At 63.2% G+C, this 14,755-nt stretch carries 16 protein-coding genes; 3 read left to right on the top strand and 13 right to left on the bottom strand.

Going from position 1 to position 14,755, the window contains the following annotated elements; translation table 11 throughout:
• Positions 1 to 83: 83 nt before the first annotated feature.
• Entirely contained in the window at positions 84 to 1,556 is a 1,473-nt protein-coding gene (locus V9T28_RS04405; protein ID WP_245424105.1) for an MFS transporter, read from the top strand.
• 7 nt (positions 1,557 to 1,563) lie between these two features.
• Here V9T28_RS04405 and V9T28_RS04400 read toward each other — a convergent pair whose 3' ends face one another.
• The 6 genes from V9T28_RS04400 to ftrA form a co-directional block, all read right to left on the bottom strand.
• Complete coding sequence (locus V9T28_RS04400; protein ID WP_116401027.1) at positions 1,564 to 2,880, bottom strand: bifunctional folylpolyglutamate synthase/dihydrofolate synthase; 1,317 nt, start codon at positions 2,878 to 2,880, stop codon at positions 1,564 to 1,566.
• Positions 2,881 to 2,898: 18 nt separating this feature from the next.
• Positions 2,899 to 3,765 carry an acetyl-CoA carboxylase, carboxyltransferase subunit beta gene (accD, locus tag V9T28_RS04395; RefSeq protein ID WP_116401026.1) on the bottom strand — a complete coding sequence of 289 codons (867 nt, stop codon included), beginning with the start codon at positions 3,763 to 3,765 and terminating at the stop codon, positions 2,899 to 2,901.
• Positions 3,766 to 3,777: 12 nt separating this feature from the next.
• On the bottom strand, positions 3,778 to 4,617 hold the full coding sequence (gene trpA / locus V9T28_RS04390; protein WP_116401025.1) for a tryptophan synthase subunit alpha: 840 nt from the start codon (positions 4,615 to 4,617) through the stop codon (positions 3,778 to 3,780).
• 1 nt (position 4,618) lies between these two features.
• On the bottom strand, positions 4,619 to 5,833 hold the full coding sequence (gene trpB, locus V9T28_RS04385; protein WP_116401024.1) for a tryptophan synthase subunit beta: 1,215 nt from the start codon (positions 5,831 to 5,833) through the stop codon (positions 4,619 to 4,621).
• Positions 5,834 to 5,859: 26 nt separating this feature from the next.
• On the bottom strand, positions 5,860 to 6,510 hold the full coding sequence (locus V9T28_RS04380) for a phosphoribosylanthranilate isomerase (protein WP_116401023.1): 651 nt from the start codon (positions 6,508 to 6,510) through the stop codon (positions 5,860 to 5,862).
• A 290-nt stretch (positions 6,511 to 6,800) separates the two neighbouring features.
• On the bottom strand, positions 6,801 to 7,799 hold the full coding sequence (ftrA, locus tag V9T28_RS04375; RefSeq protein ID WP_116401022.1) for a transcriptional regulator FtrA: 999 nt from the start codon (positions 7,797 to 7,799) through the stop codon (positions 6,801 to 6,803).
• 60 nt (positions 7,800 to 7,859) lie between these two features.
• Between ftrA and V9T28_RS04370 the strand changes: the two genes are divergently transcribed.
• Positions 7,860 to 8,261, top strand: a complete 402-nt coding sequence (locus V9T28_RS04370) for a rhodanese-like domain-containing protein (RefSeq protein WP_116401021.1) — start codon at positions 7,860 to 7,862, stop codon at positions 8,259 to 8,261.
• 39 nt (positions 8,262 to 8,300) lie between these two features.
• On the opposite strand, the gene V9T28_RS04365 is transcribed toward V9T28_RS04370, so the two are convergent.
• The 7 genes from V9T28_RS04365 to V9T28_RS04335 all read right to left on the bottom strand — a co-directional run bounded on the left by V9T28_RS04365 (position 8,301) and on the right by V9T28_RS04335 (position 13,986).
• Positions 8,301 to 9,257 carry an ornithine cyclodeaminase family protein gene (locus tag V9T28_RS04365; RefSeq protein WP_116401020.1) on the bottom strand — a complete coding sequence of 319 codons (957 nt, stop codon included), beginning with the start codon at positions 9,255 to 9,257 and terminating at the stop codon, positions 8,301 to 8,303.
• A 4-nt stretch (positions 9,258 to 9,261) separates the two neighbouring features.
• A complete protein-coding gene (locus V9T28_RS04360) occupies positions 9,262 to 9,603 on the bottom strand; it encodes a lipopolysaccharide assembly protein LapA domain-containing protein (protein ID WP_116401019.1) in 342 nt (113 codons plus the stop codon).
• A gap of 20 nt (positions 9,604 to 9,623) precedes the next feature.
• Positions 9,624 to 9,914, bottom strand: coding sequence for an integration host factor subunit beta (locus V9T28_RS04355; protein WP_116401018.1), 291 nt, complete (start codon positions 9,912 to 9,914; stop codon positions 9,624 to 9,626).
• Positions 9,915 to 10,090: 176 nt separating this feature from the next.
• Positions 10,091 to 11,059 carry a signal peptide peptidase SppA gene (gene sppA, locus V9T28_RS04350; RefSeq protein WP_339071818.1) on the bottom strand — a complete coding sequence of 323 codons (969 nt, stop codon included), beginning with the start codon at positions 11,057 to 11,059 and terminating at the stop codon, positions 10,091 to 10,093.
• A 251-nt stretch (positions 11,060 to 11,310) separates the two neighbouring features.
• A complete protein-coding gene (locus tag V9T28_RS04345; RefSeq protein ID WP_116401017.1) occupies positions 11,311 to 12,552 on the bottom strand; it encodes an argininosuccinate synthase in 1,242 nt (413 codons plus the stop codon).
• A gap of 124 nt (positions 12,553 to 12,676) precedes the next feature.
• Positions 12,677 to 13,348, bottom strand: a complete 672-nt coding sequence (locus V9T28_RS04340) for a phosphatase PAP2 family protein (protein WP_158554803.1) — start codon at positions 13,346 to 13,348, stop codon at positions 12,677 to 12,679.
• 8 nt (positions 13,349 to 13,356) lie between these two features.
• Positions 13,357 to 13,986, bottom strand: coding sequence for a short chain dehydrogenase (locus V9T28_RS04335; RefSeq protein ID WP_116401015.1), 630 nt, complete (start codon positions 13,984 to 13,986; stop codon positions 13,357 to 13,359).
• A gap of 172 nt (positions 13,987 to 14,158) precedes the next feature.
• Between V9T28_RS04335 and V9T28_RS04330 the strand changes: the two genes are divergently transcribed.
• Positions 14,159 to 14,755 carry a 2-hydroxychromene-2-carboxylate isomerase gene (locus tag V9T28_RS04330; protein WP_116401014.1) on the top strand — a complete coding sequence of 199 codons (597 nt, stop codon included), beginning with the start codon at positions 14,159 to 14,161 and terminating at the stop codon, positions 14,753 to 14,755.

Genomic DNA, 14,755 nt, shown 5'->3' with positions numbered 1-14,755 from the left:
AATAAGATAGGTAGAGAGCGGCTTGGGACCGCGACCGTCCCGGTCTTTGCCAGGCCATCTGCCCTTTGGTACACAAATCAAGCATGCAAAAATCCCTCGCAATGGCGTCACCGAGCCGGGCGCGCGCCGCCACATTGACGGCCGCTATCCTGGCTTCGTCGCTCGGTTTCATGGACGGCGCCGTGGTGACTGTGGCGATCCCCGCCATCCGCTCCGACATCGGCGCGGATTTCGGCCAGATTCAATGGGTGTCCAACGGTTACGCCCTGATGCTGTCGGCCCTGATCTTGGTCGGCGGCGCGGCGGGCGACCGGTTCGGCCAGCGGGAAACCTTCGGCGCCGGGATCCTGGTCTTTTGCCTGACCTCGCTCGGCTGCGCCACGGCCGGATCGCCCGAGCCGCTGATCATCTGGCGCTGTCTTCAGGGGGCTGGCGCCGCGTTCATGGTTCCCGGCAGTCTGGCGTTGATCGCCCTGGCGTTCCCGACCGACGAGCGCGGCCGGGCGATCGGCCTATGGTCCATGGTCTCCGGCATCGCTGCCGCGCTCGGGCCGATCGTGGCCGGAACTTTAATCCAATTTGCCGGCCCCACCGCCTGGCGCTGGATCTTCTGGATCAATCTGCCCGCCGGCGCGCTGACCCTCTTCCTGCTCTTCGCGTTGACGCCGCGCCACAGGCCGAAGGCCGGAACCCATCTCGATCTTCTCGGCGCCGCTATCGTAACCATCGGTCTCGGCGGCCTGGCGCTCGGCTTGACCTTCGCCAGCGAACCGTCCCCCTCCCCGCGCGACATCGGGCTGGCGCTGGCAATCGGCGTCGCCGCCATGGTGCTGTTCTGGCTCTGGGAGCGTCGAAGCAAGGTACCCATGCTCCCGCGCGCCCTCTTTGCCTTGCGCACCTTCAACGGCGCTAACCTCCTCACCTTCTGCCTCTATTTCGCCCTCGCCGGATCGCTGTTCTTCCTGCCAATGACCCTGATCGAGGCGCTACAACTCGGCGCGGCGAAAGCCGGCTCGGTCTATCTGCCCTTCACTCTCACCATGGCGCTGCTGGCGCGCTATTCCGGAGCCTTGAGCGACCGGCGCGGCCCGCGCCTGCCGATTGCGCTCGGCTCGGTCATTGTCGGCCTATCGTTTCTGACCGTCGCGGCCGGCGTGGCGGCGGGTGCTTACGAATATGGCGTGCTGCCCAGCATGGCCTTGCTCGGCATCGGCATGGGCTTTGTCGTGCCGCCGCTCTCCACCACCGTCATGACCGTCGCCGACGAGGGACTGGCCGGCACCGCCTCCGGCATCAACAATGGCGTTGCCCGCATTGCCGGGCTGTTTGCGGTCGCGGCGCTCGGCATTGTCGCCGCCCTTGCCTATCGCTTGAATATTGATGCGGATCTTGCCTCCGCCAGCTATGGCGAGCCGGCCCATGCCGATTGGCCGCCCGCGGCTCTGGCCGTCCGGGCGCATGCGATGATCGTGGCCTTTGCCGCGGTCTCGGTCGCAACCGCAGCGCTCTCTTTTGCCAGCGCTATCGTCGCCTGGCGCATGCTGCCGCAGAAATAGCCTTGGCCTATTGCGGCAACGTGCCGTTGGCGGCAAGCACCTCGCCGGCGAGATAAAGCGAACCGGCGATGAGAATGCGCGGCGGTGTCGGCCAGGTTTGCGCGCGCAAGTCTTGCAAGGCTGCGGCCAAGGACGAAAAGGCGCGCGCGGTGAGGCCGACAGCGCGCGCCGAGGCCGCGACTTCGGCCGCGGGCCGTCCCGCCTCTTGCCCTTCCACCGGAACCGCCAAGACATCGCGCACGAGGCCGCGGAAATGGCCGAGAAAGGCGGCGGCGTCCTTGGTCGTCAGCATGCCGCAAATCATGACGAGCAGACGCGCGTGCCTGTCCTCAAGATCGGCCATCGCCTCGGAGAGAACGCGGGCGCCATCCTCGTTGTGGCCGCCGTCGAGCCAAATCTCGGCGCCGTCCGGCGCAAGGCCGATCAAGGCGCCGCGCGCCAGCCGCTGCAATCGCGCCGGCCATTCGACGCGCAAAAGGCCGGCCTCGATATGCTTTGGCTCAACCTCCGGCACGCTGGCGCGCAACGCCGCAATGGCGGTCGCCGCATTGATGTGCTGGTGCCGACCCGCGAGGCGCGGCAAGGGCAAATCCAACAGGCCGCGCTCGTCCTCATAGACCAGCCGGCCATTCTCGGCGCGCGCCATGAAATCCTGCGCCCAGATATGCGCCGGCGCGCGCAACGTCTCCGCCACCTGCTCCAGCACGGCTCCTGCCTCCGGCCCTTGCCGGCCGATAATCACCGGCCGGCCGCGCTTGATGATGCCGGCCTTTTGCGCGGCAATCTGCTCGACCGTGCCGCCGAGATAATCGGCATGGTCGAGGGAAATCGGCGTGATGACGGAGGCGAGCGGCTTGGCGATCACATTGGTCGCATCGAGTGTGCCGCCGAGCCCGACTTCCAGCAGCAGGTAATCGGCAGGCGCTTCACTGAACAGCAGCAGCGCAGCGGCTGTCGTGATCTCGAACAAAGAGATCGGCGCCCCTTCGTTCGCCGCCTCGCACCGCTCGAACGCGTGCAGAAGGCGCGCATCGTCGACCAGCTTGCCGCCGCCGTTTTCGCCCAAACGGATGCGCTCGTGAAAGCGCACCAGATGCGGCGACGTATAGACATGGACCGACTTACCAGCGGCTTCCAGCATCGCGCGCATGAAGGCGATGGTCGAACCTTTGCCATTGGTGCCGGTGACATGGATGAGCGGCGGCAAATGCAATTCCGGCGATCCAAGCCGCGCGAGCAGCCGCGTGACACGGTCGAGCGACAGATCGATCCGCTTCGGATGCAATGGCAAGAAGCGGTCGAGGACCGTATCGCGATGCGTCATGATCCGGGTCAAATAAGGTTACGCCGCTTCCTTGGCCGGCACGCGCATCAGGACAGCGCAAAGCCGCGCGACCGTCGCGCGCATTTCCTTGCGCGGCACGACCAGATCCACCATGCCGTGATCCCTCAGATATTCGGCGCGCTGGAATCCGTCCGGCAATTTTTCGCGCACCGTCTGCTCGATTACGCGCTGGCCGGCAAAGCCGATGAGCGCGCCGGGCTCGGCAATGTGCACATCGCCCAGCATCGCGTAAGACGCCGTGACGCCGCCCGTGGTCGGATCGGTGAGAACGACGATGTAAGGCAGTTTTGCGGCGCGCAGGCGCTGCACCGCGACGACGGTGCGCGGCATCTGCATCAACGAGAACATGCCTTCCTGCATGCGCGCGCCGCCCGAGGCGGCAAACAGCACGAAGGGCGTACGGCGCTGCACGGCTGTTTCCAGCCCGGTGACGACCGCCTCGCCCGCCGCCATGCCCAGCGATCCGGCGATGAAGCCGAAATCATGAACGGCCATGGTGATATTCTCACCTTCGAGCTGGCCGTAACCGACCAGCACCGAATCCTGCAAGCCGGTATTCGCACGCGCTTCCTTGATCTTGTCGCTATAGCGCTTGGCGTCGCGGAATTTCAGCGGATCGGCCAAGGTCTCGCGGAGCGGAATCTCTTCCCACGTGCCGCCGTCGAACATCGAGGCAAAGCGCGCCTTGGCGCCCATCTTGAAATGATAGCCGGAGCCCGGCACGACGAAGAGATTGGCTTCCAGGTCCTTGTGAAACACCATCTCGCCGCTGTCGGGGCATTTCACCCAGAGATTTTCCGGCGTCTCGCGCCGGCTCAGGAACGAGCGGATCCGCGGCGGAACGACATTGGCAATCCAGTTCATCGCTTCATCCTACTATTCTGCAGCCGCGCGGCGGGCCGAACGCACGCCGCCAGCGATCGTCGAGACGAGATCGGCAACCGCGGCAACGGTCTTGTCCGTCGCTTGATTTTGGGTGTCGAGCGAATTTTTCAAGGCGTCGACGAGCGCAGTGCCGACCACGACACCATCGGCATGACGCGCGATAGCTGCAGCGCTGTCGGCGTTCTTCACGCCGAAACCGACTGCAACCGGCAAGTCCGTATGTGTCTTGATGCGAGTGACGGCCGTAGCGACTTTCGAGTAATCGGGCGCCGCCGCGCCGGTGATGCCGGTGATCGACACATAATAGACGAAGCCCGATGTGTTCGGCAGCAGTTTGGGCAGCCGCTTGTCGTCCGAGGTCGGCGTCGCGAGGCGGATGAAATTGAGGCCTGCGGCGCGCGCCGGCAGGCACAATTCCGCATCCTCTTCCGGCGGCAGGTCGACGACGATCAAACCGTCGACACCGGCCTCCTTCGCGTCGGCGAGAAAGCGCTCGACGCCATGGATGTAGATCGGGTTGTAATAGCCCATCAGCACGACCGGCGTCGTCGCGTCGCCGGCGCGGAAGGACTTGACCATGGCGAGCGTCTTGTTCAGCGTCGCCCCGCTTTTCAGCGCGCGCAGGCCGGCCGCCTGAATGCTCGGCCCGTCGGCCATCGGATCGGTGAACGGCATGCCGATTTCGAGCACGTCGGCTCCCGCCGGCGGCAGCGCCTTCAGGATCTCGAGCGACGTCGCCATGTCGGGGTCGCCGGCCATGATAAATGTCACGAGCGCGGCACGGCCCTCGGCCGCGCAGGCGGCGAATTTCTGGTCGATGCGGGTGCTCATTTCACAGGCCTCCCAAATATTCGGCGACGCTGGCCATATCCTTGTCGCCGCGGCCCGACATGTTCACCACCATCAAATGATCCTTTGGCATTTTGGGCGCGAGTTCGATGACCTTGGCCAGGGCATGGGAGGATTCGAGCGCCGGAATGATGCCTTCGAGCCGGCAGCACGTTTGGAACGCCTCAATCGCCTCCTTGTCGGTCGCCGACAGGTAGGTGACGCGGCCGATGTCGCGCAGCCAGGAATGTTCGGGGCCGACGCCGGGATAGTCGAGACCGGCCGAGATCGAATGGCCCTCCAGGATCTGCCCGTCATCATCCATCAACAGATAGGTCCGGTTGCCGTGCAGCACGCCGGGCCTGCCGCCCGCCATCGAGGCGGCATGGCCGTCGGGAACGTGCAAACCGTGGCCCGCCGCCTCGACGCCGTAGATTTCCACCGAACGGTCGTCGAGGAAGGGATGAAACAGGCCCATGGCATTCGAGCCGCCGCCGATACAGGCGAACAGCGAATCCGGCAGCCGGCCTTCCTGCGCCAGCATCTGCTCCTTGGTCTCGTCGCCGATCACGCTTTGGAAATCGCGCACCATGGCGGGATAGGGATGCGGGCCGGCGACCGTGCCGATGCAATAGAAGGTCGTCTCGACATTGGTGACCCAGTCGCGCAGCGCATCGTTCATCGCGTCTTTCAGGGTGCGCGCGCCGCTCTGCACCGGCACGACTTTCGCGCCGAGCATATGCATGCGGTCGACATTCGGCTTCTGCCGCGCGACGTCCACCGCGCCCATGTAGACGATACATTCGAGGCCGTATTTCGCGCAGGCCGTCGCGGTCGCGACGCCGTGCATGCCGGCACCCGTCTCGGCGATGATGCGCTTCTTACCCATGCGGCGCGCCAGCAGAATCTGGCCGAGCACGTTGTTGATCTTGTGCGCGCCGGTGTGGTTGAGGTCCTCGCGCTTGAAGAAGACCTTCGCGCCGCCCAGATGCTCGGTCATGCGTTCGGCGAAATAGAGCGGCGACGGCCGGCCGACGTAATATTTGTGCAAGTAAGCGATTTCGGCGTGAAAAGCCGGGTCGGCTTTCGCCTCCGCATAGGCCTTTTCGAGATCGAGAATGAGCGGCATCAGAGTTTCGGCGACGAAACGGCCGCCAAAGAGGCCGAAGCGCCCCTGTTCGTCCGGTCCGGTTCGGAAGGAATTCAACTGCTCATTCATCTCGTTCGGTTCTTTCCTCTTCGCCTTCACACTTTGGCCGCGTCACGCGCTGCGGCGATGAAGGCGCGGATTTTAGCCACATCCTTCACCCCCGGCACCGATTCGACGCCGGAAGAGACGTCGACGGCCCAGGGCCGCACGCGCTTGATCGCCTCGGCGACATTGGCAGGGCTCAGCCCCCCTGACAACATGAAGGAAAGCCCCGGGTCAAGCGCTTCCAGGATGGTCCAGTCGAAAACCTTGCCGTGGCCACCGGGATAAGCGGCGTCCTTGGGCGGCTTGGCGTCGATCAGGATGTGGTCGGCCATGCCGCGATAGCCGGCGATGGCCCGCACATCGTCGCGCGTCGCGACCCCGACCGCCTTCATGACCGGCAATCCGAAGCGCGATGCGACGGCGCGCACCCGCTCCGGCGTTTCCTTGCCATGCAATTGCAAGATGTCGGCGCCGAGCGCGTCGATGGTGGCACCGATCGCCGCATCGTCCGCATCGACCAGCAACGCCGCTTTGCGTGCGCGGCCGCGCACCTTGGCTCCAAGCCTTCGCGCCGTCTCAAGGGAGATGTAGCGCGGGCTCTTCGCCACGAAGTTGAACCCGATCATATCGGCCCCGGCCTGCAGGGCAGCTTCCAGGGTCTCTTCCGTCGAGAGGCCGCATATTTTGATGAGCATGGACATGGCCCCGAGGTGGCATGGGAGCAGAAAAGAGTCAAAGCCTTCGACGGCCACTGACCAAGTGCCAAAATAGCGCACCCTTCTACATGGTCCATGGCTCTTGGCCGGACCGTGCGGCCGCGCGCAAGGCCGGAAAAGTCGCGTAATAAATTGATTTAAATATCATTTTCTCCCTGCTCAGTTCGTTTGTCGACTTTTTAGCTGCCGCGGAGATTGAAGAACGGATAGATCGACCGGTCTCGCAAACCTTGCAAATGCTCTCCATTTGCTCCCACTGCAGTTCTACGCCGTCGTCACGTGCTTATCGGCTCTTCGGTCATGAAGCGGGCGCGATAATCACGGGGGCTGAGTCCCACCTTTTGCCGAAAGTGATGCCGTAGCGTGTGGGAACTGCCAAAGCCGACCGCGCTTGCGACCACCTCCATGCTTGCGTTGCCCTGACAGAGCAGGCGCTTGGCCTCGCCGACGCGCTCGGCCACAAGCCAATCTCCCGGCGTCATTCCCGTGGCTTCCGAAAACCGGCGGAGGAAGGTGCGTGTGCTCATCCGGGTTTCGTGGGCCATCCGATCGATGGTCCAATCGTGCGTGAGATTGGCCCGAACCCGATCCAGAAGCGGGGCGATTTCCAGTCCTTCGCGCACCGCCACGGGACGCTCCAGAAATTGTGCTTGTCCGCCCGTCCGATGGGCGGGCATCACTAAGCGCCGCGCCACCGAATTGGCCGCCGCTGCGCCGAAATCCTGCCGGACGATCTCAATCAACAGGTCGATCCCGGCCGCGCTCCCGGCGGACGTGTAGATGCGGTCGTGAACGCGGTAGAGCGACGCATCGTCGACCGCGATGCCGGGATAATGGCGGCGCAGCTTGTCGGCATATCGCCAATGCGTGGTGGCCGTGCCGCCCGCCAGCAGGCCAGTCGCTGCAAGCACGAAGGCGCCGGAACAGATGGACGCGAGCCGGGCACCGCGTCGGTGCGCCGCGCGAAGCCGCTGGCACAGAGCCTCGGGAACCGGAACGTCGGCGCCTTTCCAGCCTGGAACGATGATCACGTCCGCCTGTTCGATCACCTCCGGGCCATTGTCCGCCGCGATGACGAAGCCGCCATGGGCCCGCATCGGTCCCTCGTCGATGGCGCAACTGGCGAAGCGATACCAGCCCGATCCCATTTCCGGCCGAGACAGCCCAAAGATTTCGGCGGCAATGCCGAATTCGAATGTACAGAGCCCGTCGTAAAGGAGGGCGACGACGAAAGGTCCGGTGAGGTTTGGCATGATCTTTACGTATATTGTCATTCACGCCAATTGCCAATACGGCGGCGGACCGTAGGTTGAGCGGGACAAGGAGACTCCGACATGACGACATACGTGACCGCTATCCCGCCTGCGCCCAGCACTCTCGCCCGCGATCATTTCGCCGCTGAATTTGCCTTCGAAACCGACTGTTGGGATGTGCATGATGCGCTCAGCAAGGGCGCCGATTTCGTGCTGCTCGACGTGCGCAGCCCCGCCCTCTTCGCTGAAGGCCATATCGCGGGGGCGATCAACCTACCGCATGGTAAGATCACCGGGTCGAAAATGGCTGCGTGGCCGGAGAACACGATTTTCGTGACCTATTGCGCCGGGCCCCATTGCAACGGCGCGGCCCGCGGCGCATTGCGGCTTGCCGAACTCGGACGCCCAGTCAAAATCATGGCAGGCGGCGTGACCGGATGGCGCGACGAAGGCTTTGCGCTTCAGTCCACAGACGGCACGTGACAATTCGGATCGGAAGAGCCTTGGCTTGGAGCCTGTCGCTCAGGCCGCTTTAGCCTGGCTCTTGCGCCAAACCAGCATGGCGGCGGCCAAATCCTCGATCGAGGCGCCGACCGACTTGAAAAGGGTGATGTCGGACGCATCGTCCCGCCCGTGCACCTTGCCCGCACAGAGCGCGGCGAGATCGCCGCGAATATGCGCCTCGGGCACGGCGCCCGCGTGCAAGGCGACCGCGACATCGCCGCCTTCGTGCTTGGCGGCAGGCGTGTCGACGAAAACCTTGGCGCGCAGCAAAGCCGCATCGTCCGCTTCGCGCATCGCCATGTTGAAGGCGCCGACGAGATCGACATGGGTGCCCGGCTGAAGCCATTGTCCCAGGACGATCGGCTGCTGCGACAGGGTCGCGCAGGAAATGATATCGGCTCCGGCCACGGCCGCCGCCAGATCGTCGGCAATCGCCAGTTTGTACGGGCTTCCTGCTAAGGAGGCCGCCAGCCGCTCGGCACTTTCGCGCCGATGGTTCCACAGCGTGACGGCCTTGATCGGCCGCACGGCGCTATGCGCCTTGATCAGTTCGGGCGCGAGCGCGCCGGCCCCGATGACCAAGAGATGCGCTGCGTCGTCGCGGGCGAGAAAGCTCGCCGCCAGGGCCGATGCTGCGGCGGTGCGCCAATGGGTGAGACGCGTGCCGTCGAGCACCACCAGGGGCGCCCCGGTTTCCCCCGATTGCAGCAGATAGGATCCGTAGACGGCGGGCAGGCCCTTGGCGCTGTTGGCGGGAAAGACATTGACGATCTTGGTGCCGACGAAGCCGCCACCCGGCGCATCCCCGGTCCAGGCCGGCATGATGAGATGGGTCGCGTGTCCCGCACCCGACCCGACTTCGTGATGGTGGCGCACGGGCGCAACCATCGTGCCGCCGAACGCATCGCGCAAAGCGACGATCAGGGACGGATAGTCGAGCAGCCGATCGATCTCTTGCGCCGAAATCACCTGCATGCGGTCAGGCGCCGCGATTGGGCAGCATCGGCGCTCCTGGCGGGGACACCATCTGGGCGCGGACGCGGTCAAGCTCGCCGCGCAGCATCTGCAGTTCGGCCCGCGCCTGCCGCGCCGCGCGGCGATGCTTCCCCTGTCCGAACCAGGCGGCAATGCCGCCGATCAGAATACCAAAGCCGACGCTGATGATGATCACCAGCCAGAGCGGCAAATTATAGGTCAGCGCGTCGCCTTCGGTGGCGAAAGGAACAAACGAAATCCGTGCCGGCTGATCGTTAATGACGGCAAATGCAATGACGACGACCGTCAAAAGAATGAGGATAATGCCGCGCAAAAAGGATTTCATCGCCCATTCCGTTCCGTGTCTTAATTCTTGTCGCCGCTGTTCAGCAGCTCGCGCAATTCCTTGCCCGTCTTGAAAAATGGCACGACTTTTTCATCCACCTCGACATGTTCGCCGGTGCGCGGGTTGCGGCCGATGCGCGCATTGCGCTGTTTGACCGAGAACGCGCCAAAACCGCGCAATTCGACGCGGTCGCGGCGCTTCAAAGCATTCGTGATCTCATCCAGAATCGCGTTCACAATTTTCTCGATATCGCGCTGATAGAGATGCGGATTGCGATCTGCGATCTTCTGTACGAGTTCCGACTTAATCACTTCTACCCCCTAGAAACCCTGGACGGCATTTCCGGACGTTCGCGGTGCTGCGACACTGAACACCGTTTCCTCATCCAGATCAAATCCGATTCCAACGAACCCTGAAAATTTATTAACCCTGATTGCATTTGCGCAAATGCCGCGCCTCAGAACGGCGCGGAGCCTGGATCAATATGCTAATTGTTTGGAGAAACTTGCCAAATTGACACCATGCCGTCAAGCAAGCTTGCATCCGCCCGTTCGCTGCTGCGATCGATAACACGGGCGAGAGACGAAAAACCGAGCCAATCGGCGGCCCGCCCGAACAATCCGAGCCCCTTCCATTCCGTCGGCTTCTTGAGCGTTTCGACCGAGAGGCCCTTGGTGACGCCCTTCTTGTCCTCAAGCCAGGCGATCGCTTCGCGCTCGCCGCCGATCTCGTCGATCAGTTTCAGCGGCAGGCCAAGATGGCCGGTGAAAACGCGGCCATCGGCGACCGCAGCGAGTTCGGCATCGGTCATGTGACGGCGTTCTTTGACGAGCGCTTTGAACCAATCGAAGGAATCGGTTACGAGAGCGGCCAACGCCGCCTTTGCGGCTTCAGAGGTCGGTTCGAACCCGTTGGGCGAAGCTTTCAAGGGCGACGATTTGATCGTCTCCATCTGCACGCCGACCGTATCGAGCAGTTTCGACACGTTGGGATATTCGAACAGCACGCCGATGGAGCCGACCAACGAGGTCTGATGCGCGACGATATGATCGGTGGCGAGGGCGGCAATATAGGCGCCGGACGCAGCCATGGTGCCGACCACCGCGACCACCGGCTTTTTGTCGGCCACCCGGCGGATTTGATCATAGAGAATTTCCGAACCGGTGGTCGTGCCGCCCGGGCTCTCGATATCGAGGATCACAGCGCGGACATTGGCGTCTTCCGCCCGTTTCAGCAATTGCGCCGTAGCATCGTCGCCGGTGATCACGCCGTTGATGTTGATGCGGGCGATATGCGGGCTTTGCACGGCATGGATGGACCGCGCGAACAACCCGATCAGGGCGAGGAGCACAATGGCCACCGCCGCGAGCCGCCAGAAGGTCAGTTTGCGGCGCAGCCGCCGCCGGTCAATCAGATAATCGGCAGGAGCGGCGGAATACGAACCTGGCATCGACATGGCGGTCTCAATGAAGCGGCAAAGGATGGGGACGGTAATGCCTGTAGGTGTCACATGCAAGGCGTGTCACGATGTTTGCATGAAATTAACGCCTTGCATTTGCTCCTCTTTCAAGCAGTCCCTGTGTATAGAATGACCACGGCCGGACGGAGCGGTACGGTTGCGTGATTCTGTCTGTCACGCCTTCTGGCCGGCCTCGCCGCCGGAGCGGCGTCAAAAAAGAGCGGGCCCGAAGCCCGCTCCATCACCATTCAAGACGCTTTGATCTTCCGGTCGCGCTTGGCCAGCGTGCGCAGGCGCAAGGCATTGAGCTTGATGAAGCCCGCCGCGTCGCGGTGATCGTAGGCAACGGCGCCCTCCTCGAAGGTCACCAGGTCCTGGTCGTAGAGCGAATAGGGGCTGGTGCGGCCGATCACCCAGGCGCTGCCCTTGAACAGTTTGAGCGTCACGCGGCCGGCGACCATTTCCTGGCTCTTGTCGATCAAGGCCTGCAGCATCTCGCGCTCGGGGCTGAACCAGAAGCCGTTGTAGATCAGCTCGGCATATTTTGGCATCAGCTCGTCCTTGAGATGCGCCGCGCCACGGTCGAGCGTGATCGATTCGATGCCGCGATGGGCGTAATAGAGGATCGTACCGCCCGGCGTCTCGTACATGCCACGCGACTTCATGCCGACGAAGCGATTCTCGACGAGATCGAGCCGGCCGATGCCATTGGCCCGCCCGAGGTCGTTGAGCTTGGCCAGGATCGTCGCCGGCGACAATTTCTCGCCGTTGATCGCCACCGCATCGCCTCTTTCGAAATCGATCGTGATGATGGTCGGCGTATCGGGCGCCTTTTCCGGGTCGAGCGTGCGGGAATAGACGTAGTCCGGCACTTCGAGGCCCGGATCCTCCAGCACTTTGCCTTCCGAGGAAGCGTGCAGCAGGTTGGCGTCGACCGAGAACGGCGCTTCGCCGCGCTTGTCCTTGGCGATCGGAATCTGGTTCTTCTCGGCAAACTCGATGAGGGCGGTGCGCGAGGTCAGATCCCACTCGCGCCAGGGCGCGATCACCTTGATTTCCGGTTCGAGCGCATAATAGGAGAGCTCGAAACGCACCTGGTCGTTGCCCTTGCCGGTCGCGCCATGCGCCACCGCATCGGCGCCCACTTTCCGCGCGATTTCGATCTGCTTCTTGGCGATCAGCGGCCGTGCGATCGAGGTGCCGAGCAGGTAGAGCCCTTCATATTGGGCGTTCGCCCGGAACATCGGGAAGACATAGTCGCGCACGAATTCCTCGCGCAGGTCCTCGATGAAAATATGCTCCGGCTTGATGCCCATCAGCTCGGCCTTCTTGCGCGCCGGCTCCAATTCTTCCCCCTGCCCCAGGTCCGCGGTGAAGGTGACGACCTCGCAGCCATAGGTCGTCTGCAACCATTTCAGGATGATCGAGGTATCGAGACCGCCGGAATAGGCGAGAACAACGCGCTTAATGTCTTTGTTGGGGGCGCTCATGGGGAACCTTGGTTGGGGCTGAAAAATCGGCGGCGACTATAATGGGGTATGGGGCCGGCGCAAGGGTGAAGTGGAGCACGCCAACCTCAGGCAATTGGCGTGACCGGCCGAGCTCTTTCGTCGTTTAGCCAGAAGAGCCATTTGCTCCGAATATCCATCGCCGCAGCGCCTCGATCAAAAAGATCGTCAGAAACGTCGCGAGAAGCACGTCGGAGAGGTAGTGGCCGCCGAAAGCGATGCGTAAGGCGCTGGTGAATATGCTGAAAATCAGTGCCGCCCCAATCGCATAGGGCTTGAACGGCATTGGCGCCAAGCTGGCCGGCGCCAGAGTCCAGAAGGCGGAAGACGCCTCGCCCGACACAAACGAGCAATTCTTCTTGCATTCGCCGTCGAACTTGTACCAGGGCCGGAACGGATAGGGGCCGTCGAAAGCGGTCGACTGCGCCGGCCGCGGCCGGTGGGCATGATCTTTGAGGCCGACATTGACCACGAGGCCGGGCACCAGCACCATCGACAGGATGAGAAACGCGACGCTCCGCCCGGTTGGCGCAAACGGCACATTGAACCCAAAGCGCCGCGCCGCCCAAAGCGCCGTCGCCCCGATCAAGAGCACGAAGGGCACCGTGTAGCCGACCATACGGCCAAACTGCCCAAGCGGCGTAATGGCGGCGAAGTGATGCCCGCCTTCGTAAAAATAGGCCGATGTGGCGAGGTCAAGTTCGGGCCAAATCGCCAGCACGGCGGCGCTAAGAACGAGCCCGGCAAGGCTCAACAGCACGACGCGGTTTGAGGTCATCGGCGCCATCAATACACGCGATAGACTTGGCCGGTCTGCAGGCCCTCGATGCTGCGGCTGAAGGCGAGCGCGGCCCGCGCGACCGGCACAGCGTCAAAACCGCGGAAGAACGGCCCATAGGAGCGCATGGATTCCTGGAAGACATTCGGGCTGACGATATTGACCCGCTGGCCGTGCGGCATTTCCACGGCCGCGGCGCGCACGAAACTCTCCAGCGCGCCGTTGACCATGCTCGCAGACGACCCGGCCGCGATCGGATGCTCGCTCAAAATGCCGGAAATCAACGTCACCGAGCCGCCTGGATTCAAATGCTCCCGCGCAGCGAGGGTCAGATTGACCTGGCCCATCAACTTGTCGCGCAGGCCCAGGCCATAGGCCGAGGTCTCGATATCGGCCACATCGATCTGGCTGAGCGGCGTGAAATTCGCCTTGCCGGCCGCGCAGGCGACCGCGTCGATCTTGCCGACCTTGGCAAGCGCCGCCTTGATGCTGGCGGGATCGGCGAGATCAAGACGCACGTCACCCGAATTCTTGCCGGCGGGGATCACCTCGTGCCGATGCGACAATTCGGCGGCGATCGCGCGCCCGAGCGTGCCGCTGGCGCCAATGAGAAGAATTTTGAGACTTGGCTGCGACATGGGGCCTCCCGTTAGCGTTTCATGAACCTTATTAGCAAGGTTTCTCCCTCGAGCAAAAGGCTGCGCTGTTCATAACGGGCATAAGCCCTTGCCCGGCGTTTTCATCGTCATGTTGCTGCCGCACTTAACGGTCCATGCTCTCTCGTAAAATAGACGAAATTGTTGAGGTCGCATGATCCGGGTCGATTTCTGGTACGAATTTGCAAGCACCTATTCCTATCCCGCTGCCATGCGGATCGAGGCTCTGGCGGCGGCGCGCGGCCTCGAGTTGCGCTGGCGGCCCTTTCTCCTCGGGCCGATCTTCGCGAGCCAAGGCTGGCGCGATTCGCCATTCAATCTCTTTCCCGCCAAGGGCGGCTACATGTGGCGGGACATGGAGCGCATTTGCCGAAAACTGCAGCTGCCGCTGAAGAAGCCCGACCCGTTTCCGCAAAATTCGCTGCACGCGGCACGGGTCGCCTGTGCGCTTGATGACGCGGCGCGGCCCGCCTTCACGCGCGCGATCTTCCACGCCGAATATGGCGAAGGCCGCGCCATCGCCGACCGCGCCGTGATCGCGCAAATCCTCGCCAATCTCGGCCATCACGCCAGCGAGGTGCTGGAGCGCGCCGCGTCGCCCGAAACCAAGCAAAAGTTGCGCCGCGAGAATGATGAAGCTCTACGCCTCGGTATTTTCGGCGCGCCGACCTGCGTGACCGAGGACAGCGAAATTTTTTGGGGTAACGATCGGTTGGAGGATGCGCTGGATTGGGCGGAGGGACGCAGGTGA

This window comes from Methylovirgula sp. 4M-Z18, from assembly GCF_037890675.1.
Classification (GTDB): domain Bacteria; phylum Pseudomonadota; class Alphaproteobacteria; order Rhizobiales; family Beijerinckiaceae; genus 4M-Z18.
Note: the sequence above shows the minus strand (reverse complement) of the source record. Positions and strands in the feature narration are given on the sequence as shown.

What these genes read in the sequence shown, in the direction of transcription:
- sppA (WP_339071818.1), bottom strand. Translation starts at nt 11,059, where the DNA reads ATGTCGATGCCAGGTTCGTATTCCGCCGCTCCTGCCGATTATCTGATT.
- trpB (WP_116401024.1), bottom strand. Translation starts at nt 5,833, where the DNA reads ATGAATGAGCAGTTGAATTCCTTCCGAACCGGACCGGACGAACAGGGG.
- V9T28_RS04345 (WP_116401017.1), bottom strand. Translation starts at nt 12,552, where the DNA reads ATGAGCGCCCCCAACAAAGACATTAAGCGCGTTGTTCTCGCCTATTCC.
- V9T28_RS04370 (WP_116401021.1), top strand. Translation starts at nt 7,860, where the DNA reads ATGACGACATACGTGACCGCTATCCCGCCTGCGCCCAGCACTCTCGCC.
- V9T28_RS04405 (WP_245424105.1), top strand. Translation starts at nt 84, where the DNA reads ATGCAAAAATCCCTCGCAATGGCGTCACCGAGCCGGGCGCGCGCCGCC.
- V9T28_RS04335 (WP_116401015.1), bottom strand. Translation starts at nt 13,986, where the DNA reads ATGTCGCAGCCAAGTCTCAAAATTCTTCTCATTGGCGCCAGCGGCACG.
- V9T28_RS04340 (WP_158554803.1), bottom strand. Translation starts at nt 13,348, where the DNA reads ATGACCTCAAACCGCGTCGTGCTGTTGAGCCTTGCCGGGCTCGTTCTT.
- V9T28_RS04330 (WP_116401014.1), top strand. Translation starts at nt 14,159, where the DNA reads ATGATCCGGGTCGATTTCTGGTACGAATTTGCAAGCACCTATTCCTAT.
- accD (WP_116401026.1), bottom strand. Translation starts at nt 3,765, where the DNA reads ATGAACTGGATTGCCAATGTCGTTCCGCCGCGGATCCGCTCGTTCCTG.
- V9T28_RS04365 (WP_116401020.1), bottom strand. Translation starts at nt 9,257, where the DNA reads ATGCAGGTGATTTCGGCGCAAGAGATCGATCGGCTGCTCGACTATCCG.
- V9T28_RS04380 (WP_116401023.1), bottom strand. Translation starts at nt 6,510, where the DNA reads ATGTCCATGCTCATCAAAATATGCGGCCTCTCGACGGAAGAGACCCTG.
- V9T28_RS04360 (WP_116401019.1), bottom strand. Translation starts at nt 9,603, where the DNA reads ATGAAATCCTTTTTGCGCGGCATTATCCTCATTCTTTTGACGGTCGTC.
- trpA (WP_116401025.1), bottom strand. Translation starts at nt 4,617, where the DNA reads ATGAGCACCCGCATCGACCAGAAATTCGCCGCCTGCGCGGCCGAGGGC.
- V9T28_RS04400 (WP_116401027.1), bottom strand. Translation starts at nt 2,880, where the DNA reads ATGACGCATCGCGATACGGTCCTCGACCGCTTCTTGCCATTGCATCCG.
- ftrA (WP_116401022.1), bottom strand. Translation starts at nt 7,799, where the DNA reads ATGACAATATACGTAAAGATCATGCCAAACCTCACCGGACCTTTCGTC.